The following is a 21277-nucleotide window of genomic DNA, read 5'->3' on the forward strand; positions in this document are numbered from 1 at the left end:
ACGCCGTGACCCATACCGTGCCCGTCGGCTGGATGGCCGATTTTGCTGCACGACAGGGACTCCGCTACGAGCCGGACGCCGACGAACGGTGGATGCGTGCGTGGGAGCCTTATGCGACCCTGAAGGTTCCCTACCGCTACGAACACGCGTTGCAGGCGACCGGTGAAACGGGATCGATGACCGTGGCCCGCATGGTCATGTCCTTCGATTACGAGGTCGCCGGTGTTCGGCATACACGCGAATCGGGAACGTGGATTGCGATTGTCCAGGATGTGCGCATCGATGCCGTCGCGGCGGCTACGAGCGATCACGGGCGCACCTTCGCCGAAACACTGGACTTGGTGACCATGCCGCGGCGTCGCACCGGCGATCCCGCGTTCGACGCAGTTTTTGCAGCCTTTTCGCCCACGCCGGAGAGCCTCGCGCGGGCGGTCACCCCGAGCCTGCGCAAACTGGTGTTGGGGTGGCGCATTCCATTGCACTTCGAATTGCGAAAAGGCGGATTCGTCTTGGTGCCCGTCGCTTTGACACCGGATGTTCAGGGGCTGTCCTGGTTGGTGCGCTCGCTCGAACTTTTCGGCGAGAAGGCGACGAAGCACCGCGCGTCGGAGTAAGCTAGGCCCCATGTCCGTCTTGCGTCACCCGATGGCGTTGACGATCTTTCTTACGAGTCTCGTCGCGGCGCCCGCTTTTGCTCAATCATCGCCCGGGCCGTCGCCTTCGAAGGCGGCCGAGGCGCCAACGTCTGGGCTGACCGTCTACCCCGACTGCAAAACGACGCCGACCGAGGCCGAAAGCGAAGCGGCCCACGGTGCGTACCTCGCGGGCAAAGGATCGTTCGACGAGGCCGATTACACGACGGCCATCACGTATTTCAAAGATGCCTACCGGCGCGATTGCACGAAATACGAATTGCTCAATGCCCTGGCGCGCGCCTTCGAGGCCAAGGGCGATACGCCGGAGGCCATCAACGCGCTCGAGACCTATTTGCGCCGCGCGCCCGCCAACAACCCGGGAAATGCCGATGTGCAGCGCCGCATTGCCGCATTGAAGGCGCAAATGTCACCGGCCCCGCCGGCCGTGGCCTCCGCCCCCGCACCGGCTCCCACCTCGTCGACGACGACCACGACGGCGCCTGCGCCGCGCGAAGCGGACCGCCCCGCGCCCGTGCACACGATCTATCCATGGATCGTCGCGGGTAGCGGTGCCGTGGTGGCCATCGTGGGCGTCTCGCTTTGGGCTGTTGGCAACGGCCAGGTGAGTCAATCGAAGGATGACGCCGCCGCCGCGGGATGCGACGGCACGCGCTGCCCGGATGGCGTCAACGTGAAGCCCTTTCAGGACAAGAACGATAGCGGCACCACCAAGAAGACCCTGGGCATCGTTCTCGTGGGGGTGGGCGCCGCCGCGGTGGCCGGCGGGCTCGTGTGGCACTTCGTCGAGCCGTCGCTCGCGCGTTCGCGCAAGGTGCACGCGCGCCCGGACATCGCGCCGGGCTACGCGGGACTGTCGCTGGGCGGCTCTTTCTAGCAGGGGAAAGGGGCTAGAGCAGCTCGACGCCGGTGGCGTCGAACTCGAGCTGGGCGCCGGTGGCCGACATTTCATCGCATTCCTTGCCGTCCTTCACGAGGACGACGGTGCCCTGAATCTTGGCCTGCTTGCCGCTCGAGGACTTGGGAACGAAGAAGGCGTGGCCGTGCATGCGCACGTTGGCGTGGTTCTCGGTGTCGACGATCTCCATCCAACAGCCGCGTTCCTGGCAGACGGCGCGCACGGTGCCGGTCGTGGCGATGGTCTTGCCCTTGAAGGCCGACGGGTTCTTCGCCACATCGGCCAGGGCCACCCGTTCCGCGGTGACGGGCTCGCCCAGCTTGATCGGCTCGGCCTTGGCCTCTGCGGCTTTCTGTGCGGGAGCGGCGGCGGCGGCCTTGGACGGATCCTCCGCGGCGGGATCGCTCATCTTGCAGCCGGTGGCGAGGGTCAGAAAAATCACGAGCCACGAGTGAAAACGCATGGCTACGTTTGTAGCACGGCGCAAAAAGAGAGAGACCTACATGCTCGTCCTTCGTTTGGTGCTGCAATTTTTCCGTCTGCTCCTTTGGCCCCTGTCCCGGTTGCGGCGGGCCAAGGCGGCACCGGATGGGGCGTACGTGCACCTCGAAATCGACGGAGCCGTGACCGACGTCGCGGCCCCGGCGCGGCCGTGGGATGCCTGGGTGCGCAAGCGCGCGGTCACCGTGCACGGCATCGCGGACCTCGTGGATGCGATCCTCGACGACCCCAAGCCGCGCGGGCTCCTAATCACGCTCAAGTCGCTCCACGCCGGCATGGCCACCGCCACGTCGCTACGGGCGCAGCTCTCCCGGCTGCGCGATGCGGGGCGGGACGTCGTGGTCTTTCTCCCGCTGGGGGGTGACACGCGCGAGTACTACGTTGCTACCGCGGCTGCGCGCATCTTCGTGGGGCCGCAGACGACGGTGGCTCCGCTCGGGTTTGCCGTGAATGCGCGCTACCTGCGCGGCGCGCTGGAGAAGGCGGGGCTCACGCCCGAGGTGTTCGCCCGCGGCACGTACAAAAGCGCCGGCGAGACCTTGGTGCGCGATTCGATGAGCGACGCGCAGCGCGAGCAGATGGAAGCGCTGCTGGCGACCTTTTACGACGAGCTGGTCGACGCCGTGGCCGAAGGGCGGCACCTCGACGTGGAGACGGCGCGGGCCCGCATCGATGGGGCGCCGTACCGCGCGGCCGATGCGGTGACCGCCGGCCTGGCCGACGGTGAGGCCTATGACGACGAGGTCGCGCAGAAGCTGGACGACGCGAAGCTCGTTCCGGCGGCCGCTTACCTCGGCGCGCGCAGGGCGGGGCGGATCGGGCCGCTGCGTCCCGAGCCCATCATCGGCGTGGTGCGCGTGCACGGGCCGATTGCGACGGACAATGCGGCGCACTTGCCGTTCGCGACCGACGAGCCGCTCATCCAGGTCGTGCGCCGTGCGCGTCGCGATCCGAGGGTGCGCGCGGTGGTGCTCCACATCGATTCGCCCGGCGGCAGTGCGCTGGCGTCGGACCGCATTCACCACGAGCTGGTGCGCCTCGCCGCGGAGAAGCCGCTCATCGCGTGCATGGCCAACGTGGCGGCGAGCGGTGGCTACTACGTCGCCGCTCCGGCCCACGTCATCGTGGCCGAGCCCACCACGGTGACCGGATCCATCGGCGTCATCGCGGCGCGCTTCACGCCCGAGCCGCTCTTTTCGCGGCTGGGCATCACCACGAGCAGCCTGCGCCGCGGCGAGCACGCGGGGTTGCTCGATCCGGCGGGTGCCCTCAGCGACGGCGAGCGCGGCGCCATCGAAAAGGAGCTCGACGGCGTGTACCGCGGTTTCGTCCAGGTCGTCTGCGATGGCCGCAAGAAGACCTACGACGAGGTGCACGCCGTCGCGCAGGGGCGCGTGTGGGTCGGCCGCGATGCGCGCGAGCGCGGCCTGGTCGATGAACTCGGTGGGTTCGCGACGGCGCTTCGGCTGGCCCGTGAGCGGGGCGCGAATGGCCAGAAACTCGCGCCCAAGGTCCTGCGCCCGCCGCGCTCGCCGCTGCCGCCGCTTTCGGCCGAGCATCGCGAAAAGCGTGTGGCCCGCGTGGTCGCGTGGCGCGTGCTCGCGATGCTCGGGCTCGGACCGAGCGCTTTGCTCTTCGGGTCGGCGCGCAAGGAGCGCCTGTTTCTCTGGTCCGAACTCGGCGAGCGCTTCGCGCAACCCACGGAAATCGAGTGACACGATCGTAAAGGTTCGTGCTACGGTCGAGGCCATGTGGGTCGCGGTGACCGGCGCCATCCTTGGGATTGCCAGCGGAGTGCGACACGCCATGGAGCCGGATCATCTGGCCGCCGTGTCGACGTTCGTGGCCGAACAGCGCACGCCTCGGGCCACCGTCACCTTTGCCGCCGCGTGGGGCTTCGGGCACGCGCTCATGCTGCTCTTCGTGGGCGGTGCGTTGATGCTCCTCGGCCGCGAGATGCCGCCGGCCTTGGCCGATGTCTTCGAGCTTGGCGTCTCCTTCATGCTCGTGGGCCTCGGCGTGCGCGGCTTGGTCCATGCGCTCCGCGCTTACCGGGGCGAGCTCGTGCAGCACCACCGGCACGACGGCCTCCCGACCCACACGCACGTGGGCCGGCCGCTGATTGTCGGCTTGATGCACGGCCTCGCGGGAAGCGGTGCGCTGACCGCGCTGGTGCTCGGTCAGGTCGGCTCGCCCGTCGCGGGCCTCGGCTTCATGGCCCTTTACGGATTCGGCGCGATGCTCGGCATGGCGCTTCTCGCGGGCGTGGCCGGTGTACCGCTCGCGCGCATCGTGCGCTCGCCGTTGGGCATGCCGATCATGCTCGCGGTCACCGGCGCCATCTCGCTGGTCGTCGGTGCGAGCTGGGGCGCGCCCCTGGCGATGCGAATGCTAGGGTGAAACCCGCGGATAGCCGCCGGCCCGCTGCTCCAACGGCGCAGTGAGGGGCAGGGGCTCGTGGTACTCGGCCAGCTCGTGCAGCACGTCCCGTGAGAGCGGTGTCGCGCCATCGAGGCAGGCGAGCCCCTCGACCAGGCGGCCCATGACGTCGTCGGCCTGCGTTTCGCGCTGCGCGTCCCATCGGGCAGCGGCCAGGGCGAAAATGGCCATGGCACGCACGCCATGATCGCCACCAAGCTTGCGCGCGATGCACTGCGCGGTCGCCTCTGGCCAAGCGAGCTCGCCGGCGCGCTTCACCCATTCCCAGGGCATGCGGGAGTACTCGTAGAGCACCATGACGGATGCCTGCATGGGCTCCGGGAACGTGGCGAGCGCCCGGGTCCGCGGCCGCGTCGAGGAAGCGGGGGCGGCCATGATGACGACTTGGCTCGGAGGTGTAGCGGCGTCGCACATGATGTCTCGTCCGCGCCTCAGCATGTCGAGTGCCAGCCCCCCGTCGTCGAGGGGTATGGCGCGAACAGACGGAAATGTCGACGATCTTCACCGGCTGCGTAGCGCGGGGTGTACCAACGTTGGTGCACCCGAACGGAAAGGGCCGGTACACCCGGTACGATCTTGGTCAGCGCGATCGTTCCCATGCAGGGACCTTCGGTCAACGCGCCGAGAATGTTTTGCGGTTTATCGTCGCAGACGACGTTTTGTCAGGTCACGCCGAGCAGCGCATCCATCGAGGCTTCGTCGGCGGGCGTGAACGGATACTGGTCGAACTCCGCGCTGAGCACCCATTTGAAGCCGTTCACCGCGCGAGCTTCCAGCGAGTTCGACAGCAGCGCGCACTCGTAGAGAAAGAGATCGACCACGTAGTGCTCGTAGGGGTGGCTCACGAACGAGATGAGCTTGCCACATTCGATCTCGGCCCCGAGGCGGTGCATCACCTCGCGGCGGAGGGCCTGCGCGTCGGTCTCGCCAGGCTCGACGCGGCCGCCAGGGAACTCCCACATCAAGGGAAGAACCGCCGTGGCCCGCCGCTGCGTGATGAGGTATCGGCCATCTTGCTCGAGCACGGCGGCGACGACCCGAATGGTGCGCGGCACGGTCATGGGGCTAATCTCACATGGTGATCCGGAAAAGCTGTTGACCCATCAGGAGCACGTCGCCGTTCTGCACTTCGACCTCCTCGCGTAGGCGGAGGAAGGTGCCGTTCGAGCTGCCGAGATCCGTGAGCGTCAACTTTCCCCCCGCGTAAGCCAGATGGCAATGTAACCCGGAAACGTAGCCGTCTTCTGGAAAGAGAATGTCCCCGCGCTCGCGCCCGAGGTGCACTCCCGCTTCCGGTACCGGAAACGCGTTGCCGGTCGTGTCTCGTCCAATGATCAGGGCGATTCGTCCCACGTAGCCCTTCGAGGGGGCGCCGAGGCGCTCGACGCCGTCGGGCGAGGCCGGCAGCGGGGCGAGTGGTTCGAACCGAATGATCTCCTGGCCGATGCGGAAGATGTCGTTCGGCTGAAGCTCGACCGGCGAATCGCGGAAAAGCTTGCGGTAGACGCCGTTGAGCGAGCCTTCGTCCTTCACGTGCAGGCGTGAATTGGCCTGGCGGAAGGTGGCGTGGCGCGGGGACAAGTAGCTGTCGCCCGCGAAGATGCCGCCCGTGTCCCGACCCACCGTCATGGTCGTCGAGGGCAGGGTGTAGTTGCCCGCTTCGCTCCCATCCGCGCGAAGGGCGGTGAGGACGATGGTGCCCGTGGCTGCGGCGGCCGGTGGGGCCACGGAACGCGCGGCCGGGGCCGCGCCCAGGCGAAATCCGCACGAACCGCAGAACACGTTGTTGGCGGCGTTCATGTGGCCGCACTGCGGGCAGCTCGAACCACCGGCCCCAGGACTCGCTTGCGGGGCCCCTCCGGGCGGTGGGGAGGTCGTGGCCGGTGCCGCGGCCGGCGTTCCGCCCGAGGGAAGCGAGCTTGCCGCCGGCGCCTGGGGAACGCTGGGAACGACCTGGGGCGGGGCCTGGGTCGGCTGATGCGACGGCATGGACGGCGCCACCGCGGCCAGATCGCCGGGCGTGTAGCCGGGCGGCGGCGCCTCGCTGGCGGCGGGCACGCGCGCGGCCGAAGCGGCCTTCACGCCGTGCGGAGGCGTCGACGCCGAGAACGCACGCGGCGCCGCTTCGCGGGGAAGTTCCGCACCGCAGCCGAGACAGAACTTGTAGTGGTCCTGATTCTCCTTGCTGCATTTCGGGCAAACGATCACAAGGGCCTCCGGTTATGCTGTCATTGAGTATCCCGCGGCCGGGCGAAGGCGGTCAAGCGCGTGACGACTTTCGGTCCTGGGAGCCCCGTGATAGCACCCGGGGCATGCCCAAAGCCCAATTTCCCGATATCTCGGTCCCCGGAACCGGAAAGCTCTACGCTCGCTTCGTCACCAGCGTGGGCAACATCGTCGTCGAGCTGGCGGAAGAGAAGGCGCCGGACACGGTGAAAAACTTCGTCGGCCTCGCCACCGGCACGCAGGAATGGAAGGACCCGCGTCCTGAAGCCAAGGGCGCCATCCGCCAGGGCGTGCCGCTGTACGATGGCACCATCTTCCACCGCGTGATCCCGGACTTCATGATCCAGGGCGGCGATCCCCTCGGCAAGGGCATCGGCGGCCCCGGCTACGACTTCAAGGACGAGTTCCACCCCGAGCTCAAACACGACCGCCCGGGCGTCCTCTCGATGGCCAATGCGGGCCCCGGCACCAACGGCTCGCAGTTCTTCATCACCGAGAAGCCCACGACGTGGCTCGATCGGAAACACTCGGTGTTCGGGCACACGGTGGCCGGCGTCGAGTTGATCAAGAAGATCACGAGCAGCCCGCGCGACAGCCAGGATCGCCCCAGGACCGACATCGTCCTCAAGAAGGTGGAAATCTTCCGCAGCGAGTCCGTGCCTACATCGTGACGGCAGCGGCCGCAGGATCGGGCGTTCGCAAGCTCTCGAATGCGGCCAATTTTTCCGCGCGGCGGGCAGAAATCTCGCGCGCGATGCGGTTGCGCAGCGTCAGCGGAAGGCCGTGCTGGCGCTGCATGACCAGGCGGGCCACGTCCAGATCGTGCACGTCGCCGAGCACTTTTTGCAGCTTCACCGCGGGCTTGCGCAAGGCGCGCAGGTGTTCCGGGAGCACCTCCTCGAAGAACTCGACGGTGTAGCGCAGTTGCTTGCAGGCGATGCGCAGCTCGTGCAGCTGCTCGGCGTCCTCGGTTTGCCGCATGGAGAGGCGCTCGGCCTCGGTCAGGGCGGTCTCCACCTTGCGCTGCGCGAACGCGGTCAGATCGCGTTCGCGCTGGGGGTGCACGGGCAGGATCAAGATGGCGTGCAACATGTCGTGCGCATGCGCCAGATCGCTCGACGACACGCGGGTGACCACGACCCGCCGCAGGGCGCGCGCCTTCGCGGCGCGCCGGCTTTGCCAGTCCTCGAAGGCCGGGTGGCGAATGGAGAGCGCGGCCACCGTTTCCTCGAGGGCCTCTTCGTCGCGCAGAGCGCCGGTGGCGCGATGCATGGCGGTGAACGAACCGCGCACGGCATCGGCGTGGAAGCGTCCGTAAAGCGGCCGCGAAAGCTTGAGCAGGGTGCGCAGCTGGCGGATGCTCACGCGGAAATCGTGGACGGCCTCGGCGTCGTTTCCGGCGACGATGCGGCCGGCGCCCTGCCGGATTTCCTCGTCGAGCGTCCGGAATTTGGCGCCGACGTGGGCCGACGCGGGGCGGATCGCAGGAACGGCGACGAAGTTCACGATCCCTCGCGGTGGACGGACACGGCGGTGAGCGGCTTGAAGCCGAGAGCTTTGTAAAAGCTTCTTCGGGCGCCGAGCCGCGCGGCCTCGACGATGGCATTGTCGTCCGCGCCACCTTGCGTGGCCATGCGCGCGAGCTCCTCGTTCACGGCGGCGGTCACATCGCGCTCGACCCGCACGATGACATCGCGCTCGAGCGACTCGTCCACCACGCCGCGGGTCAGGACCTTCACCGAGCGCACGGCGGCACGGACCGAGAGCGACACCGCCACGAAGGCGCACCCCGATTCGGCGAGCCATGCCCGCTCGCGCAGGACCTGCGCCGCCAGGGGACGTCCGGCGTAGGTGGCCACGCGCCCCACCGGTACCCGCTCTTTTCGGGTCAAGAAGGGTTGTCGCCGATCGTCGGCCGTCAGGGCGAGTTCCACCACGTCGCCATTTTCGATGACGCACACGTCGGGCACGCCGCACTCGCGGGCCAAATCTCCGTGGCGCATCAAGTGGTGAATCGTCCCGTGCACCGGGATGAACGTCTTCGGGCGCACCAGCTCGAGCATGCGCCGCTGCTCGCCGCGGTGGGCATGCCCGCTGACGTGAATATTCCGGTCCGTCCCGCGCGTGCGCACCACCACGCCGCGCCGGAGCAGGTCGCCCAGCACGGCGTAGACCTCGGGCTCGTTGCCCGGGATGATGCGGCTCGAGAGCGCCACCACGTCGCCCGGCTCGAGCTTCAAATATGGGTGCTCGCCGCGGGCCAGCCGCGCCAGCGCCGCGCGCCCCTCGGCCTGCGTGCCCGTGGCCAAGCCCAAAATGGCGTTGCGCGGCAGCTCGTTCACGCGCTCTTGCGGGAACAGAAGGTCGCTCGGCCAGGCCAGGTAGCCCGTGTCGTGCGCCACGCGCGTGTGCGTGAGGATGCTCCGCCCGAGCGGCACGATGCGCCGTCCGGTGCGCCGCGCGATGTCCCCGAGCATGCGCAGGCGGTGCACGTTCGAGGCGAAAAGTGCCACCACCACCGCATTCGGGGCCTGCGCCACGATGGGCTCGAGCGCATCGCCCACGGTTTGCTCGCTGCCCGAGCCGCCGTCGGCGTCCACGTTGGTCGAGTCGGAAAAGAGCAGCGCCGTGCCCTCATCGCCGAGCTCGCGCAGGCGCTCTTCGTCGAACGCTTCGCCGTCGGGCGGGCTCTCGTCGAACTTGAAATCACCGGTGTGCACCACCACGCCTGCATCGGTGCGGATGGCCAGCGCGGTGGCGTCCGCAATGGAGTGGGTGACCCGCACCGGCTCCACCTCGAACGAGCCCACCGTCACGCGTGTGCGCGCCTTCGTCTCGATGAGGCGCGCGTGCGCGAGCACCTCGTGCTCCCCGAGCCGCTCGCGCACCAGCCCCAGCGCATAGCGCGGACCCCACACCGGCACGTCGAAGCGCTTGAGCAGGTAGGGCAGGGCCCCGATGTGATCTTCGTGCCCGTGGGTGATGAACACGCCCGCGATGCGATCGCGGTAGGCATCGAGGGCCGTGAAGTCGGGGTGCACCACGTCGATGCCCAGACCGCGGTCATCGAAGGTGATGCCGCAGTCGATGAGCAAAACTTGGCCCCGTTGCTCCAAGGCCAGGCAATTCATGCCAATTTCGCCGAGCCCGCCAAGCGGAAAGACGCGCAGCATCTAGGCGCTCGCCCCAGGGTTACGTGTTCCGGCCGAGTAGGGTAGAAGTTGGGAGGTGTCGGCTCTCGAAGACAAACGGTTTCTCATCGTGACGGGCAAAGGCGGCGTCGGCAAAACGACCGTCGCCGCGGCCACCGCCGTTTCCTTGGCGGCAAAAGGCAAGCGCGTGCTCGTGGCGATGTGCAACGCCAAAGAGCGGCTGTCGGCCATGCTCGGGTCGGACCTCATTGGCGAGGACGTTTCGGAAGTCGCGAAAAACATATGGGCCGTCAACATGAACCCCGAGCGAGCCCTCGAGGAATACGGCCTGATGACCCTCAAGTCGAGGGTGCTCTACAATCTGCTCTTCGACAACAAATACGCCCGCAGCTTTTTTCGTGCGGTTCCGGGCATGAGCGAATGGGCCATGCTCGGCAAAGCCTGGTGGCACACGACGGAGGTCCGGGCGGACGGTTCACCGCGCTTCGACGTGGTCATCTTGGATGCGCCCGCCACGGGGCACGGGCTGGACATGCTGCGCGTGCCCAAGGTCATCGTCGACGTCACGCCGCCCGGGCTTTTGCGGCGGGATGCCGAGCGGGCCATCCAGCTTTTCCGCGATCCGAAGTTCTCCGCCGTCGTTCTCGTCACCTTGCCCGAGGAGATGCCCACCAGCGAGACCATCGAGCTGGCCGCGGCGCTCACCGGCGAGCTGGCCATGCCCATCGGGCAAATCGTGGTCAACGGCGTCTTGCCGCCGCTGTTTTCACGTGACGAGCGCGCCACGCTCGAGGGCTTCGCGATGCCCGAGATCCGCAACGCCGGCGACGGTGCCCTTGCCGCCGGGCGGGATCGGGCCATCCGCGAGCGCGTGCAGGCCGAGAGCCTCGCACGGCTATCGCGCGAGCTGCCGGTGAAGCCCGCGTTCCTCCCGCTCCTGTTCGACAATGCCTCTACCCCCCACGCGATCCACGAGCTCGCCAAACGCGTCTGATCGCATCGTGCCGTTCACGTACCCTTTCCCGCGCCCGTCCCTCACCGTCGACACCGTCGTCTTCGCCCTCCGTGCGACCGATCTCGCGGTGCTCTTGATCCGCCGCAAGAATGCGCCCTTCCAAGATGCGTGGGCCCTGCCCGGTGGCTTCGTGGACGAGAATGAACCGCTCGAAGTGGCCGCCCGCCGCGAACTCCACGAGGAGACGGGGATCTCCGGCGTGACCATCGAGCAGCTCGGGGCCTTCGGCGATCCGGGCCGCGATCCGCGCGGGCACACCGTCAGCATCGCGTACTACACGTTCGTCACGTCGGAGTCGCGCCCTGCCGCCGGCGACGATGCGGCCGATGCCGCGTGGCACCCGCTTCGTGGCCTGCGCAAGCTGGCGCTCGCGTTCGACCACAAGAAGATCATTGCGGCGGCGAGGGCACGGCTTCAGGAGAAGCTGCACACGCCGACCTTGGGCACCGCGTTTCGGCTCGTGCCCCAACATTTCACGCTCACGCAACTTCAGCGCGTGTACGAGGCCGTTTTCGGCCGCACGCTCGAAGCGCGGAACTTCCGCGCACGTCTCCTCCAATCGAAAGCGGTTGTCGCACTTGACGCACGCAAGACGGGACGCCACCAACTTTACCGCTGGGCCTGAGCCGAGAACCGGAACATCCAATCCAAAGTTGCCTTAGGCTACCGGCCTACCGGTCCATGCCGCCTGCCCCTCCCGCGTTTCTTCCCGTCAGTGCGCTGTCCGTCGAGCTCGAAGCGTACGTTGCTGTGACCGCGTCGCTTCATGCTGGCTTTGCCGAAGCGCGCACCACCTTCGAGTGCGTCCTGCCGCCGCTGCGCGATGCCGGCTTTCTCGTGCTGGCCGGCCTCGAGCCGCTGCTCGATGCGCTCGAGCGCTTCAAACTGAAGAACGACGAGTTGCTCTGGCTCGAAAGCCTGGGCGCGATCGACGAGGCCGCGCGGCGAAAGCTCGTGGACATGCGCTTCTCGTGCGACGTCGATGCGGCCCTCGAGGGCACGGTCGTCTTTCCGGGCGAGCCGGTGCTCACCGTGGAAGGCCCCTTCTGGCAGGCGCAGCTCGTGAGCGCGCTCGTGCGCGGCGGGCTCACGTCGCCGACGTTGACCGCGACGCGCGCGGCCCGTTGCTACTTGGCCGCCGATGGTGCGGAGGTCATCGAGGGAAGCGCCACCACCGCGCACCGCCTCGGGGGCAATCCTCTCGGCGCGCGGGCCGCGTACATCGGCGGCGCCAGCGCAACCACGTGTGCGTTGGCAGCGCGTCGCTATCGATTGCCAGTGCGCGCGTCGCTTCCGCGGCAGTTCGCACTGGGCGACTCGAACGCGCGCCAGATGTTCGAGTCGTGGCTGCGCGCGTCGCAGGACAAGGCGATTTTGCGCTTCGAGTCCAGCGAGGCCGAGACGGCCATCCCGGGCATCGTCGAGGCGGTGAGGAGCCGCGCGTCGCAGCCGTCGTGGCACCAGGGCGATATCGCGGTGGAGATCGCCGGGGGCGATCACGCGGAGGTGTCGCAAATGCTCATCGACGCCTTCGAAAAGGCGCGCCTCGGCGAGCCGGTCATCGTGGCCTCGGGCGATCTCGACGAGCACGCGATTGCGACGCTGCGCCTGCGCGAGACGCCCATTTCCGCGTACATCGTGCCGTCGTTCGACGTGGACGACGGGAATTGGCCCGCGCGTTACGATCTGACGGCCATCGAGTCGCATGGCCAATGGTCACCGCGCATGCGGCGCGGCGCCACCGTCGCCGACAGCGGCGATCCCGGGCGCAAGGTCATCGTGCGCTACGCCGATGCCGAGGGCCAATGGCTCGCCGACGTGGCGCATGCCACGAACGAGCGTGTGCAGAATGCACGTAACGTCGAATTCGTCGATCGTGCCACCGGCTTTCCGTCCCGCTTGTCCGCGGCATCCGGCGCCCCGCTGCTGACCAACGTGATGCGCGCCGGCAAGCGCGTCTCCTCGCCCGAGCCCGCGCGCGCCCTGCGCGATCGCACCACGCGCAGCCTGGTCGCGCTGCCCGAGCGCTACCGAAGGCTGCGCGGCCCCGCGCTCTACCCGGTCGGAACGACGCCCGCGCTGGCGGCCATCAAGCAAGAGATGCTCGGCCGCGGCTCCGGCTGATCGCGGCCCGTCCGCCACACCAGGGTCATCGGCATGCCGTGCAGCGGTCGCAGGGTGATGACCGGCTCCAGTTCGACGCGGGCGCCGGCGGGAAGTTGCAGCCGGTAGCGCGTGGCGATCATCGCGAGGAGGATCTGCGCCTCCATCAAGGCGAAGGCGTTGCCGATGCAGATGCGCGGCCCGCCTCCGAAGGGCAGGTACGTGTAGCGCGGGCGCTCGGTGCCCGGGGCGAATCGGTCGGGGTCGAAGCCCTCGGGGTTGTCCCAATACGCGGGGTGGCGGTGCAGCACGTACGGCAGAATGGCCACCATCGTTCCCTTGGGGACGCGGTAGCCGCCGATCACATCGTCGGTGAGCGCCTCGCGCTCGAAGCCCCACACGGGGGGATACAGCCGCATCGATTCCTCGATGACCGCGCGCGCGTAGGGCATGCGCGGCAGATCCTCCAGCGCGGGCAGCCGCGTGCCAATCACCGCGTCGGCCTCCGCCTCCACCCTCCGCGCCACATCGGGGTGACGTGACAAGAGGTACAAAGTCCACGACATCGCGTTGGCCGTCGTCTCATGGCCCGCCGTGACGATGGTCATCACCTCGTCTTTCAGCTGCTGATCGGTCATCGCTTCGTTGGTCTCTTCGTCCCGGGCGGCCATCAGCATGGCCAAGAGATCCTGCCGCCCCACGTCGGACGTCTTCCGGCGCTCGGCGATGATGTCCAGGACCAGGGCGTCCAACGTGCGCTTGGCGCGCTTGAAGCGGAGGTTGCGCGGTGTGGGCACCCAGATGGGCATCGGAAAGGGCGTCGAGGCGTACTCCGCCGCCGTGCGCACCGTCACCGCCATGGCGTCGCCGATGCCCTCGGCGCGGTCGTCGAGGCTTTGGCTGAGCAAGGTGCGCCCGACGATGTCGAGCGTGACCCGCATCATCTCCGCGTGCACGTCGAGCGTGCTTCCCGAGGGATGCCCGTACCAGCGCGCGAGCATGTCGCTCGCCGCATCGGTCATGCGCTGCGCGAGATCGGCCAGCTTTTCGCGATGAAACGCGGGCTGGGCCAACTTGCGCTGGCGCCGCCAAAAATCGCCCTCGCTGGTGACCAGGCCTTGCCCCAGGATCAACTTGAGCCCGCGGTAGCTGTAGCCCTTGATGTAGTTCTTCGCGTTGTCGACGAGCACGTGCTTGATGGACTCGGGCTCGTTCGCCATCACGTAGCGGTACGGGCCGAAGTCGAAGTGCACGATGTCCCCGTGCTCACGCGCAGCCCTGCCGAAGAAGCCCAAGGGATCGCGCCCGGCTTCGAAGGTGTGCCCGAAATAGGGCAAACCTCCGCGCGGGCCGGGCGGCCGCGCGTTCGTCTCATTTTTCATGGGCACGGCTCCCTCCTTGAAACGTGAGGAGACCCTCACGTTTGACAGAACTGTGAGCTTGTCCTCAAAATTGTCAAGTGACCCAGGCGTCGGCAGCGCGACGTATCCCCTTGCAGCAACGCAGCCGCGAGCGTCTCGAGCGCATCCTCGAGACGGCGGCCACCCTTTTCGTGGAGCGCGGCTACGAGTCGACGACGATGGAAAACATCGCCGAGCGCGCGCAGACGTCGATCGGCTCGGTGTATCAATTTTTCCCGAACAAACGCGCCATTTTCGATGCGATGGCGCGCCGCTACATCGAGCTTTCGCGCGAGCAGTTCGAGGAGCTCTTCGCGAGCTTCACACGCATCGAGCGATGGGACGAGATGCTCGATCGCGCCATCGATGCCTTCGCGGCCTTCGATCGATCGAGTGTCGTCATTCGTGCGGTGTGGCTCAATTTGGCGCTTTCGCCCGAGTTTCTGCTCGCCGGCGAGGCCCTGAACCGTGAGTTCGCACGCCGCGCGGTGGATCTCTTCGCCGATCGCGCCAAAGATCTTTCGCCGGACAAGCGCCTGGTCATCGCCACGATGGTCGTGGAGCACATCTCCGCGATGATGATCGTCAACGTGCGCCGCAACGATGCCTTGGGCGATGCGGTTCTCGAGGAGACCAAAGTGCTCTTACGCCGCTATTTGCAGCCGTACCTCGGCGCGCCGGAAGGCGGCGGAGGCACCAAGAGCAAAGCCCCTCCTTCCAAGCGGAAGAAGGGGCCCTGATCATTGGAACGTGTGGTTCGAAATGCTTATTTGAGCCACTGCGTGGCGCGCGTTTCGACGACGTCCCAATTGATGCTTTCCCAGAACTTATTCAAGTAGTCGGGGCGCTTGGTTTGATAATCGAGGAAGTACGCGTGCTCGAACTCGTCGAGGATGAGCAGCGGGATGGCGCCCCAGGGCGTGTGGTTCTGGTGCTGCTCCACCACGTAGACGTGGGACTTGTTGTCGAGCAGCGAGACCGCCCAGACAGCCCAACCCACCGGCGCGACCTTGCCGCCGCCGAGCAGCTGCGCCTTGAAATTATCGAGGCTGCCGAAGTCGCGGTTGATGAGCTCCAGCGTCTTCTTGCCGGGTGAGGTGCCCTTGCCGCCGATGTTCTCGAAGTACCACTCGTGCAGGATGACGCCGTTGTGCGCCCACGTCTCGCGGCGCTTCAACTCGCCCCACTCCGAGAAGTGCGGGTTGGCCTTCGTCACGTCCGCTTTTTCCAGCGCGGCCTGGATGTTGTTGTACTGCGTGACGTATCCCTTGTAGAGCACGTCTCGGTGCTCGGTCAGGGCCTTGTCGGAGAGAAAGCCTTCTACTTTGCCTTCCAGCGGGAAATTTTTTGCGTCGATCGCCATGGCTCCTCCGGGTTCTTTCGGATCTTTTTTCTTCGGGAACCGGGAGTCTAGGCACCCGCTGGCAATGTGAAAAGAGGAAGAGACGAGGAAGAGCAGAGAAGGGCGCAGACCAAAAAAAAAGAGCGCCCCCGCGAACGAGGACGCTCTCCCGTAGCCCCACGGCTACTGCTTACCCTACGGCGCGGCCTCCCTTCAGGTCGCGCCGCAGTTCTCCGCCACTATGTGACGTACGTGGTTCGTTGGCTCAGTGATCGCCGCGGCCGCAGGTGACGTCGGCGTGGACCTGGGCGATCTCCACCTCGATGGTGTTCAACAGTTCGACGTACAGAGCCGCCGCGTTGATGCTCCCGCCGTCGCTCTCCTGGTAGTTGACGATGATCTTGCCCACGTTGAGGCCGGCCACGTCAGACAGGTCGATCGTGGCATTCGGTCCCACCGCGATGGTGATCGGCTTGCCGTTGATCTTGACCTCGGCGATGTTGCTCTTCGCCTCGGTGGACGCCTTGCCGCTCTTGTCGCAAGAGGCGCTCGCGGACGCATCGGCCGCGCTGTACGAGATGCCCAGCTTGAGCGCCCCGTCGTCCCCGAAGAGACCGTCGAGCAGATCGCTCACGCCGAGGTTCTCGAGGAGTTTGCGCAGGTCGATGTCGAGCACGCCCACTTCTGCGTCGTCGCTGAGGACGTCCGCGAGGACGCCTTCCGCCGGTGCGTTGAGAACGGTGCCGGCAGCAACCGAGGCGGCCGACGCCGCACCGCTCGCGGTGCCCTGCGTCGAGGCGTTGGCTGCAGCGTCACGCGTCAGGTTGCCCGCGTTCACGCGTGCCACGGTGCGCGCCCGAAGAGCGCCGTCTGCACCGAGATCACCCGTGTCCGAAGAGAGCTTCTCCGGCAGCATGTTGGCGAAGCTGTTCGGTCCGAACGGCTTGCCCGCGTTAACCCTCACCGCGACCGCGCGGCCCGAGATGGCCTTCGGCTTGCCACCCTGCGGGGCTTGGGCAGCCGGATCGCCCATCAGTTGATCGCTTGACGAAGTGCCGCTGTCCCCAGAAGCGCAACCGAGTACGCCCATGGACGCAGCAAAGAATCCGACGATACCCAAACGTGCGAGTTTCGATGTAATCATTGTTTCCCCCCCCGACGTGTGCCTACATCCTTGTAAGCGCACGTCCTTGGCCATTCTGATGCGAGGTGGGACAAAGTCGCTGCGCACAATGCACATCGAGGTAGGGAAATTTGCGATAGGTGCGCCGAGTTCGCTGCGCTTGGGTTCTTGGGTCCGGTAGGGTCCTTCCTTCTTACACGGCCCCATGGGGGGCCTTGGGCCTACAAACGACGAAGCTGGACTTGCTATGCGCAAAATCCAGCTTCTTTCCATCGCCGCGCTCGCCTCGGCGGCGCCCACCTCAACAATCTTCCGAATTGAGAAGCGAGCGCCGCCGAGGCGAGTCGTCTCTCAGTGGATCAGTGGACGCGGCCGCAGCCACCTCCGTCGGAACCCCCGCACTCGACGCCAGCTTGTGCGCGGGCAACTTTCACATCGATTCGTCCGTCGAGCAGATTCACGTGGAGCCCCGTGGCATCCATGCTGCTCTTGCTCGGATCGTCGGACGTGGTGATCTGCTCGTTGATGGTGATGGTCACCAACCCGGGCAGATCGAGGATCTTCTGATTCGGTCCCAGCGTGATGTCGACGGGCGTGCCGCCGATGACCAGGCCCACGACTTTGCCCGTGGCCTCGGAGTGCGCTTTGCCACCCGCATCGCAGTAGGACTTCGCGCTTTCTTGAACGACGTCGGCCTGGATGCCGCCCTTGAGCGGGCCGGTGAAGATCACGGCGAGCAAGTCGTCGTTGATGCCGAAGTCCTCGAGGAGCTTCTGCAGGTTGATGGCCACGGAGCCCCCGCTTCCATCTTCACCGAGGACGTCCTTGAGGAAGCCGTCCGGCGCGGTGTGGAACAGGGACGCATTCGTGGCGGCCGCCGTGGCCTCCGCAGTGCCTCCCGATCCTTTGGCCTGCGAGCTCGATGCCGCGGCCTGCGCCACGGCGCCCGCATTGACGGTTGCCGTGCTCTTGATGATGTTGCCGCCGGACGCAGGAAGCGCCTTGGTGTCGGTCAACGTCGCAATGCCATCCCATGCCGTGGTCGACGGATTCTTGAGATCCACACGAACGGAGACCACCACGCCGCGCGCCGAATACGTCTTCGCGCTGCCCTGACCCGCCATCGCACCCGGGCAAGCCGGCTGCACGGCATCGCCCGTCAAATTGCCATCTTGTTGCGCCGTGGAATCCCCAGAGGCGCACCCGACCATACCGACCCCTGCGAGCACGACTCCCAACAGGCCGGTCTTAAACCCCCTCGAAACGATCATGATGTAATCCCCCCACTCGACACCGGCGTCCTACGTTCGATTACGTTAGCCGCCGTGTCTTACGGGATAGGATGCGCCGCACTTACGGTCCGGTTTCAGACTCCGAACTAGGAAATGCGCTTTGTCGACATGTCGATCGATCAGAGCGTCGATCGATGGGTCAATAGCTTCTCGATCAAGTCCTTCGAGTAGGCCGATAATTCGCGGAAAACCACGCCCATACCGGGCGGATCCTTCTCCACGCGCACCACCTCGCCAATGCCCTCGATCGTCTCGATGTCGTCCATGATGACGGTGAAACGGAGATTCACGCGGGTGCCCACGGGAAGCACGCTCGTCGATTTGATGAAGACGCCGCTCGCCGAAATATTGGTCACGTACTCTTGAATGAACGCGTCGAACGACTCGAATTCCTTGTTGATCGTGACGCGTTCGGCAATGCGCTTCTTGCCTTCGTCCATGTCACTTCCCCTGAAGGTCGAATTGTTCGAGGTGGTACTCTTTGCGCGGAACCACGGTGATCTTGCGCATGTAGCGGTTCTCCGCGTCGGCGACCGCTTCCTTTTCTTTGTTGGCAAGCACGTCGGCCACGGCGGGGTGGGCATTCACCAGCACGGTGTAGCCCGGTAGATCCTGTCGTTTCCTGCGGATTTCCCGCAGAATCTCGTACGCGATGGTCTCCTTCGATTGGAGTTGCCCCGTCCCATCGCAATAGAAGCAGGGCTCGTGGAGCAAACGACCGAGGCTCTCACGGGTACGCTTTCGCGTCATCTCGATGAGGCCGAGATCGGATATGCGATTGAGCGTCGTCTTCGCTTTGTCCTTTTGAAGGAGCTCCTCGAGCGAGCGGCGCACTTTCTCGCGATTTTGGTGCCGCTCCATGTCAATCAGGTCGAGAATGATGAGGCCGCCGATGTTGCGGAATCGAAGTTGATAGGCGATCTCGTGCACGGCCTCCAAGTTGGTCTTGAGGATGGTTTCCTCCATGTCCTTGGAGCCTTTGCCCACGAATCGACCGGTGTTGACGTCGATGGCGGTGAGGGCTTCGGCCTGATCGATAATGAGATATCCACCCGACGGGAGGGGCACTTTGCGCGAGAGCGCACGGCCAATTTCGTCTTCGATTCCGTAGGCATCGAAGATGGGTTCGTCTCCCGAATAATAGATGATGTCCTTGAGACGATCGGGCGCGAACATCTCCACGAAGCGGCAAAGACGCTCGTATTGATGGCGATCGTCGATGACGATCTGGTGCACTTCGTCGGTGAAGAGATCGCGTGCCGTTTTGAGCACGAGATCGAGCTCGCTCATGAGGATGTGCGGCGCTCTGGCACCCTCTTCCTTCTTTTTGGCAATCTCGCCCCACAATCGAACGAGATAACCGACGTCTTGCTTCAATTGCTTCTTCGTGAGGCCTTCGGCGACGGTGCGCACGATGAGACCGCCGCTCGGCGGTTTCACCGTTTCGATGGCTTCGCGCAGACGGGAACGCTCTTTTTCCGAGCCAATTCGCTTGGAGATGCCGATATGGTCGACCGTCGGCAAATACACGACGTAACGGCCGGGCAACGAAACGTGGCTCGAGCAACGAGCGCCCTTGGTTCCAATCGGGTCTTTGGTGACCTGGACGATGATTTCCTGCCCCTCGCGCACGACCTCTCGAATCGGGGTCGTCTTGGAAATGCGATTGGGCATGCTGCTGCGATCGCCGCGTGAACGGCCGTCGCGTCCCTCGCGTCCGCCGTCACGATCCCGGTTGTCGCGTCCTCCGCGGCGGTCCCGATCGCGATCCTGATCGCGATCACGTCCGCGGCGATGGCGCGATCGCTTGTTCGATTGGCCACGGGCTCCGCGGGCGTTGCGCTCGTTGCCGGCACGCGGCGGGCTCGGTGCGCGGGGAACGGGCGCGTTGGGATCGGTGATGGTGAAGCCGGGCATGCCCGGGAAATCGGGAAGGGGCTCCAACGTGGCGCGCGCAGCCGACGGCGGGCGCTCCGAAACGTGGGAGGGCGCGTCCCAGGCAGCGTCTTCGGCCGCTTCGAACGTCTCGGCAACGGGGGCGTCTTCGGCCGCGGCCGCGGCAAGCTCCGGAGACGAGGACACCGGTGCGGCCGCCTCGATTTCGGGGTTCGTCGGGCGAGTGCCCTCTTCGTCGTCGTCCTCTTCGTCGTCGATCGAATCGAGCGACGGGGACGCCTCCTCGGCGAGGTCGACGCGGGAAGGCTCCTCGTCGCTCAAATCGAGCCGCGAAGGCTCTTCATCCGTGAGATCGAGCCGGGAAGGTTCGTCCTCGTCGATGGAGTCTTCGCTCGACGGGCCCTCTTCTTCTTCTTGCTCTTCCTGCTCTTCTTGTTCTTCCGGCTCCTCGTCGTCGTCCTCGTCCACGGCGACCGCCAACGAGGGTAGGCTGACGCGCGAATCCTCGATGCTGTCGTCCATTTGAACGACGTCGGCATCGAGCGCGGCACCATTCTGGTGCGCCGGGTGGGCTTCCTCGGGCTCCACCAAGCTGGCCGTGACGTTTTCGACCGACTTGGCCGTGGGCGGCGGGGCGGTCTCCAGGATTTCTTCCGCCTCGGCGTCGAGCTCCTCGTCCCCCGTCACCTCGGGCAGGGCGGTGTCCTCTTTGACGCGCTTGGCGCCACCGGCGAGGTAGGTCTCGAAATCGTCCGGTCGGATGAGGTCTTCGACATGGAGGAACGCGGCGCGCTCCTGGCCAATGTCGACGAAGGCCGCCTGAAGGCCGGGCAGCACCCGGGTCACCTTGCCCAGGTACACATTCCCTACGGTATACGCGCTCTTACCGCGCCGCTCGATGTGCAGCTCGGCGATGATGCCCCCTTCGATGAGAGCTACGCGGGTTTCACGAATATCGACGCTGATGACAAGGATGTTCTTCGACATGAAGCGCTGGAAACTTTCTCGCTCCTGCCTCGTCTCCGCCCGCGCACGAGCCCGCCGTGCCACGGCCCCAGATGGTGGGGGTGGCGTACTCGGTCCTCGTCGTCGCGGAAATAAAGCCCTGAGCGCATTTTTGCTGGCGCATCGAACGTGAACTTTTGTGGTGGTTCGTGGTTCGTACTGCGCGGCGCGTAAACTAAAAACCTGCGGGGCGTGAAAATCACGTGACCCTAAGAAGGGGCAGTACCAGAGC

21 protein-coding genes are annotated in these 21277 nt (G+C 66.1%); 9 read left to right on the forward strand and 12 right to left on the reverse strand.

Annotated elements, in window-relative coordinates; all coding sequences use genetic code 11:
• Positions 1-5: 5 nt before the first annotated feature.
• Positions 6-614 carry a hypothetical protein gene (locus LZC95_47355; GenBank protein ID WXA94058.1) on the forward strand — a complete coding sequence of 203 codons (609 nt, stop codon included), beginning with the start codon at positions 6-8 and terminating at the stop codon, positions 612-614.
• 10 nt (positions 615-624) lie between these two features.
• Entirely contained in the window at positions 625-1530 is a 906-nt protein-coding gene (locus LZC95_47360; protein WXA94059.1) for a tetratricopeptide repeat protein, read from the forward strand.
• A gap of 13 nt (positions 1531-1543) precedes the next feature.
• Here LZC95_47360 and LZC95_47365 read toward each other — a convergent pair whose 3' ends face one another.
• Positions 1544-2014: a DUF4920 domain-containing protein gene (locus LZC95_47365; protein ID WXA94060.1), complete on the reverse strand. Its 471-nt coding sequence runs from the start codon at positions 2012-2014 to the stop codon at positions 1544-1546.
• A gap of 40 nt (positions 2015-2054) precedes the next feature.
• Between LZC95_47365 and sppA the strand changes: the two genes are divergently transcribed.
• Positions 2055-3767, forward strand: coding sequence for a signal peptide peptidase SppA (gene sppA / locus LZC95_47370; protein ID WXA94061.1), 1713 nt, complete (start codon positions 2055-2057; stop codon positions 3765-3767).
• A gap of 34 nt (positions 3768-3801) precedes the next feature.
• Positions 3802-4452 carry a hypothetical protein gene (locus LZC95_47375; protein WXA94062.1) on the forward strand — a complete coding sequence of 217 codons (651 nt, stop codon included), beginning with the start codon at positions 3802-3804 and terminating at the stop codon, positions 4450-4452.
• Here LZC95_47375 and LZC95_47380 read toward each other — a convergent pair.
• The 3 genes from LZC95_47380 to LZC95_47390 form a co-directional block, all read right to left on the reverse strand.
• Positions 4444-4905 carry a hypothetical protein gene (locus LZC95_47380; GenBank protein WXA94063.1) on the reverse strand — a complete coding sequence of 154 codons (462 nt, stop codon included), beginning with the start codon at positions 4903-4905 and terminating at the stop codon, positions 4444-4446. The genes LZC95_47375 and LZC95_47380 overlap by 9 nt on opposite strands.
• Before the next feature lie 248 nt (positions 4906-5153).
• Positions 5154-5552: a (deoxy)nucleoside triphosphate pyrophosphohydrolase gene (locus LZC95_47385; protein ID WXA94064.1), complete on the reverse strand. Its 399-nt coding sequence runs from the start codon at positions 5550-5552 to the stop codon at positions 5154-5156.
• Between the two features lie 10 nt (positions 5553-5562).
• Positions 5563-6699 carry an FHA domain-containing protein gene (locus tag LZC95_47390; protein WXA94065.1) on the reverse strand — a complete coding sequence of 379 codons (1137 nt, stop codon included), beginning with the start codon at positions 6697-6699 and terminating at the stop codon, positions 5563-5565.
• Between the two features lie 104 nt (positions 6700-6803).
• Here LZC95_47390 and LZC95_47395 point away from each other — a divergent pair, with 104 nt between their 5' ends.
• Positions 6804-7388 carry a peptidylprolyl isomerase gene (locus LZC95_47395; protein ID WXA94066.1) on the forward strand — a complete coding sequence of 195 codons (585 nt, stop codon included), beginning with the start codon at positions 6804-6806 and terminating at the stop codon, positions 7386-7388.
• On the opposite strand, the gene LZC95_47400 is transcribed toward LZC95_47395, so the two are convergent.
• Together LZC95_47400 and LZC95_47405 are read right to left on the reverse strand one after the other, a co-directional pair.
• Positions 7378-8223 carry a CHAD domain-containing protein gene (locus LZC95_47400; protein ID WXA94067.1) on the reverse strand — a complete coding sequence of 282 codons (846 nt, stop codon included), beginning with the start codon at positions 8221-8223 and terminating at the stop codon, positions 7378-7380. The genes LZC95_47395 and LZC95_47400 overlap by 11 nt on opposite strands.
• Positions 8220-9890 (reverse strand): ribonuclease J, encoded by a 1671-nt coding sequence (locus tag LZC95_47405; GenBank protein WXA94068.1) that lies wholly within the window; start codon positions 9888-9890, stop codon positions 8220-8222. Before LZC95_47405 ends, LZC95_47400 begins: the two co-directional genes overlap by 4 nt.
• Positions 9891-9945: 55 nt before the next feature.
• Here LZC95_47405 and LZC95_47410 point away from each other — a divergent pair, with 55 nt between their 5' ends.
• The 3 genes from LZC95_47410 to LZC95_47420 are packed head-to-tail and all read left to right on the forward strand — an operon-like array spanning position 9946 to position 13008.
• Positions 9946-10863 (forward strand): ArsA family ATPase, encoded by a 918-nt coding sequence (locus tag LZC95_47410; GenBank protein ID WXA94069.1) that lies wholly within the window; start codon positions 9946-9948, stop codon positions 10861-10863.
• Positions 10864-10870: 7 nt separating this feature from the next.
• Positions 10871-11509: an NUDIX hydrolase gene (locus LZC95_47415; protein ID WXA94070.1), complete on the forward strand. Its 639-nt coding sequence runs from the start codon at positions 10871-10873 to the stop codon at positions 11507-11509.
• 56 nt (positions 11510-11565) lie between these two features.
• Positions 11566-13008 carry a hypothetical protein gene (locus LZC95_47420; GenBank protein WXA94071.1) on the forward strand — a complete coding sequence of 481 codons (1443 nt, stop codon included), beginning with the start codon at positions 11566-11568 and terminating at the stop codon, positions 13006-13008.
• Here LZC95_47420 and LZC95_47425 read toward each other — a convergent pair.
• Positions 12939-14369 carry a cytochrome P450 gene (locus LZC95_47425; protein ID WXA94072.1) on the reverse strand — a complete coding sequence of 477 codons (1431 nt, stop codon included), beginning with the start codon at positions 14367-14369 and terminating at the stop codon, positions 12939-12941. The two genes, LZC95_47420 and LZC95_47425, sit on opposite strands and share 70 nt — an antisense overlap.
• 110 nt (positions 14370-14479) lie before the next feature.
• On the opposite strand from LZC95_47425, the gene LZC95_47430 reads away from it, so the two are divergent.
• Positions 14480-15127 carry a TetR/AcrR family transcriptional regulator gene (locus LZC95_47430; protein ID WXA94073.1) on the forward strand — a complete coding sequence of 216 codons (648 nt, stop codon included), beginning with the start codon at positions 14480-14482 and terminating at the stop codon, positions 15125-15127.
• Between the two features lie 26 nt (positions 15128-15153).
• Here the strand turns inward: LZC95_47430 and LZC95_47435 are convergent, their stop codons facing one another.
• The 5 genes from LZC95_47435 to LZC95_47455 all read right to left on the reverse strand — a co-directional run bounded on the left by LZC95_47435 (position 15154) and on the right by LZC95_47455 (position 21027).
• Positions 15154-15750 carry a hypothetical protein gene (locus tag LZC95_47435; GenBank protein WXA94074.1) on the reverse strand — a complete coding sequence of 199 codons (597 nt, stop codon included), beginning with the start codon at positions 15748-15750 and terminating at the stop codon, positions 15154-15156.
• A 244-nt stretch (positions 15751-15994) separates the two neighbouring features.
• A complete protein-coding gene (locus tag LZC95_47440; GenBank protein ID WXA94075.1) occupies positions 15995-16873 on the reverse strand; it encodes a hypothetical protein in 879 nt (292 codons plus the stop codon).
• 338 nt (positions 16874-17211) lie between these two features.
• Positions 17212-18123 (reverse strand): hypothetical protein, encoded by a 912-nt coding sequence (locus LZC95_47445; protein WXA94076.1) that lies wholly within the window; start codon positions 18121-18123, stop codon positions 17212-17214.
• A gap of 140 nt (positions 18124-18263) precedes the next feature.
• Positions 18264-18584, reverse strand: a complete 321-nt coding sequence (locus LZC95_47450) for a PilZ domain-containing protein (GenBank protein ID WXA94077.1) — start codon at positions 18582-18584, stop codon at positions 18264-18266.
• Position 18585: 1 nt separating this feature from the next.
• Positions 18586-21027 (reverse strand): Rne/Rng family ribonuclease, encoded by a 2442-nt coding sequence (locus tag LZC95_47455; GenBank protein WXA94078.1) that lies wholly within the window; start codon positions 21025-21027, stop codon positions 18586-18588.
• Positions 21028-21277: the final 250 nt, after the last annotated feature.

This window comes from Sorangiineae bacterium MSr12523 (genome assembly GCA_037157775.1).
GTDB lineage: Bacteria > Myxococcota_A > Polyangia > Polyangiales > Polyangiaceae > Pendulispora > Pendulispora brunnea.

Excerpts from the sequence above, each read along its gene's own strand:
- LZC95_47360 (WXA94059.1), top strand. The coding sequence starts at position 625 with ATGTCCGTCTTGCGTCACCCGATGGCGTTGACGATCTTTCTTACGAGT.
- LZC95_47365 (WXA94060.1), bottom strand. The coding sequence starts at position 2,014 with ATGCGTTTTCACTCGTGGCTCGTGATTTTTCTGACCCTCGCCACCGGC.
- sppA (WXA94061.1), top strand. The coding sequence starts at position 2,055 with ATGCTCGTCCTTCGTTTGGTGCTGCAATTTTTCCGTCTGCTCCTTTGG.
- LZC95_47375 (WXA94062.1), top strand. The coding sequence starts at position 3,802 with ATGTGGGTCGCGGTGACCGGCGCCATCCTTGGGATTGCCAGCGGAGTG.
- LZC95_47380 (WXA94063.1), bottom strand. The coding sequence starts at position 4,905 with ATGTGCGACGCCGCTACACCTCCGAGCCAAGTCGTCATCATGGCCGCC.
- LZC95_47385 (WXA94064.1), bottom strand. The coding sequence starts at position 5,552 with ATGACCGTGCCGCGCACCATTCGGGTCGTCGCCGCCGTGCTCGAGCAA.
- LZC95_47395 (WXA94066.1), top strand. The coding sequence starts at position 6,804 with ATGCCCAAAGCCCAATTTCCCGATATCTCGGTCCCCGGAACCGGAAAG.
- LZC95_47405 (WXA94068.1), bottom strand. The coding sequence starts at position 9,890 with ATGCTGCGCGTCTTTCCGCTTGGCGGGCTCGGCGAAATTGGCATGAAT.
- LZC95_47420 (WXA94071.1), top strand. The coding sequence starts at position 11,566 with ATGCCGCCTGCCCCTCCCGCGTTTCTTCCCGTCAGTGCGCTGTCCGTC.
- LZC95_47425 (WXA94072.1), bottom strand. The coding sequence starts at position 14,369 with ATGAAAAATGAGACGAACGCGCGGCCGCCCGGCCCGCGCGGAGGTTTG.
- LZC95_47435 (WXA94074.1), bottom strand. The coding sequence starts at position 15,750 with ATGGCGATCGACGCAAAAAATTTCCCGCTGGAAGGCAAAGTAGAAGGC.
- LZC95_47440 (WXA94075.1), bottom strand. The coding sequence starts at position 16,873 with ATGATTACATCGAAACTCGCACGTTTGGGTATCGTCGGATTCTTTGCT.
- LZC95_47445 (WXA94076.1), bottom strand. The coding sequence starts at position 18,123 with ATGATCGTTTCGAGGGGGTTTAAGACCGGCCTGTTGGGAGTCGTGCTC.
- LZC95_47450 (WXA94077.1), bottom strand. The coding sequence starts at position 18,584 with ATGGACGAAGGCAAGAAGCGCATTGCCGAACGCGTCACGATCAACAAG.
- LZC95_47455 (WXA94078.1), bottom strand. The coding sequence starts at position 21,027 with ATGTCGAAGAACATCCTTGTCATCAGCGTCGATATTCGTGAAACCCGC.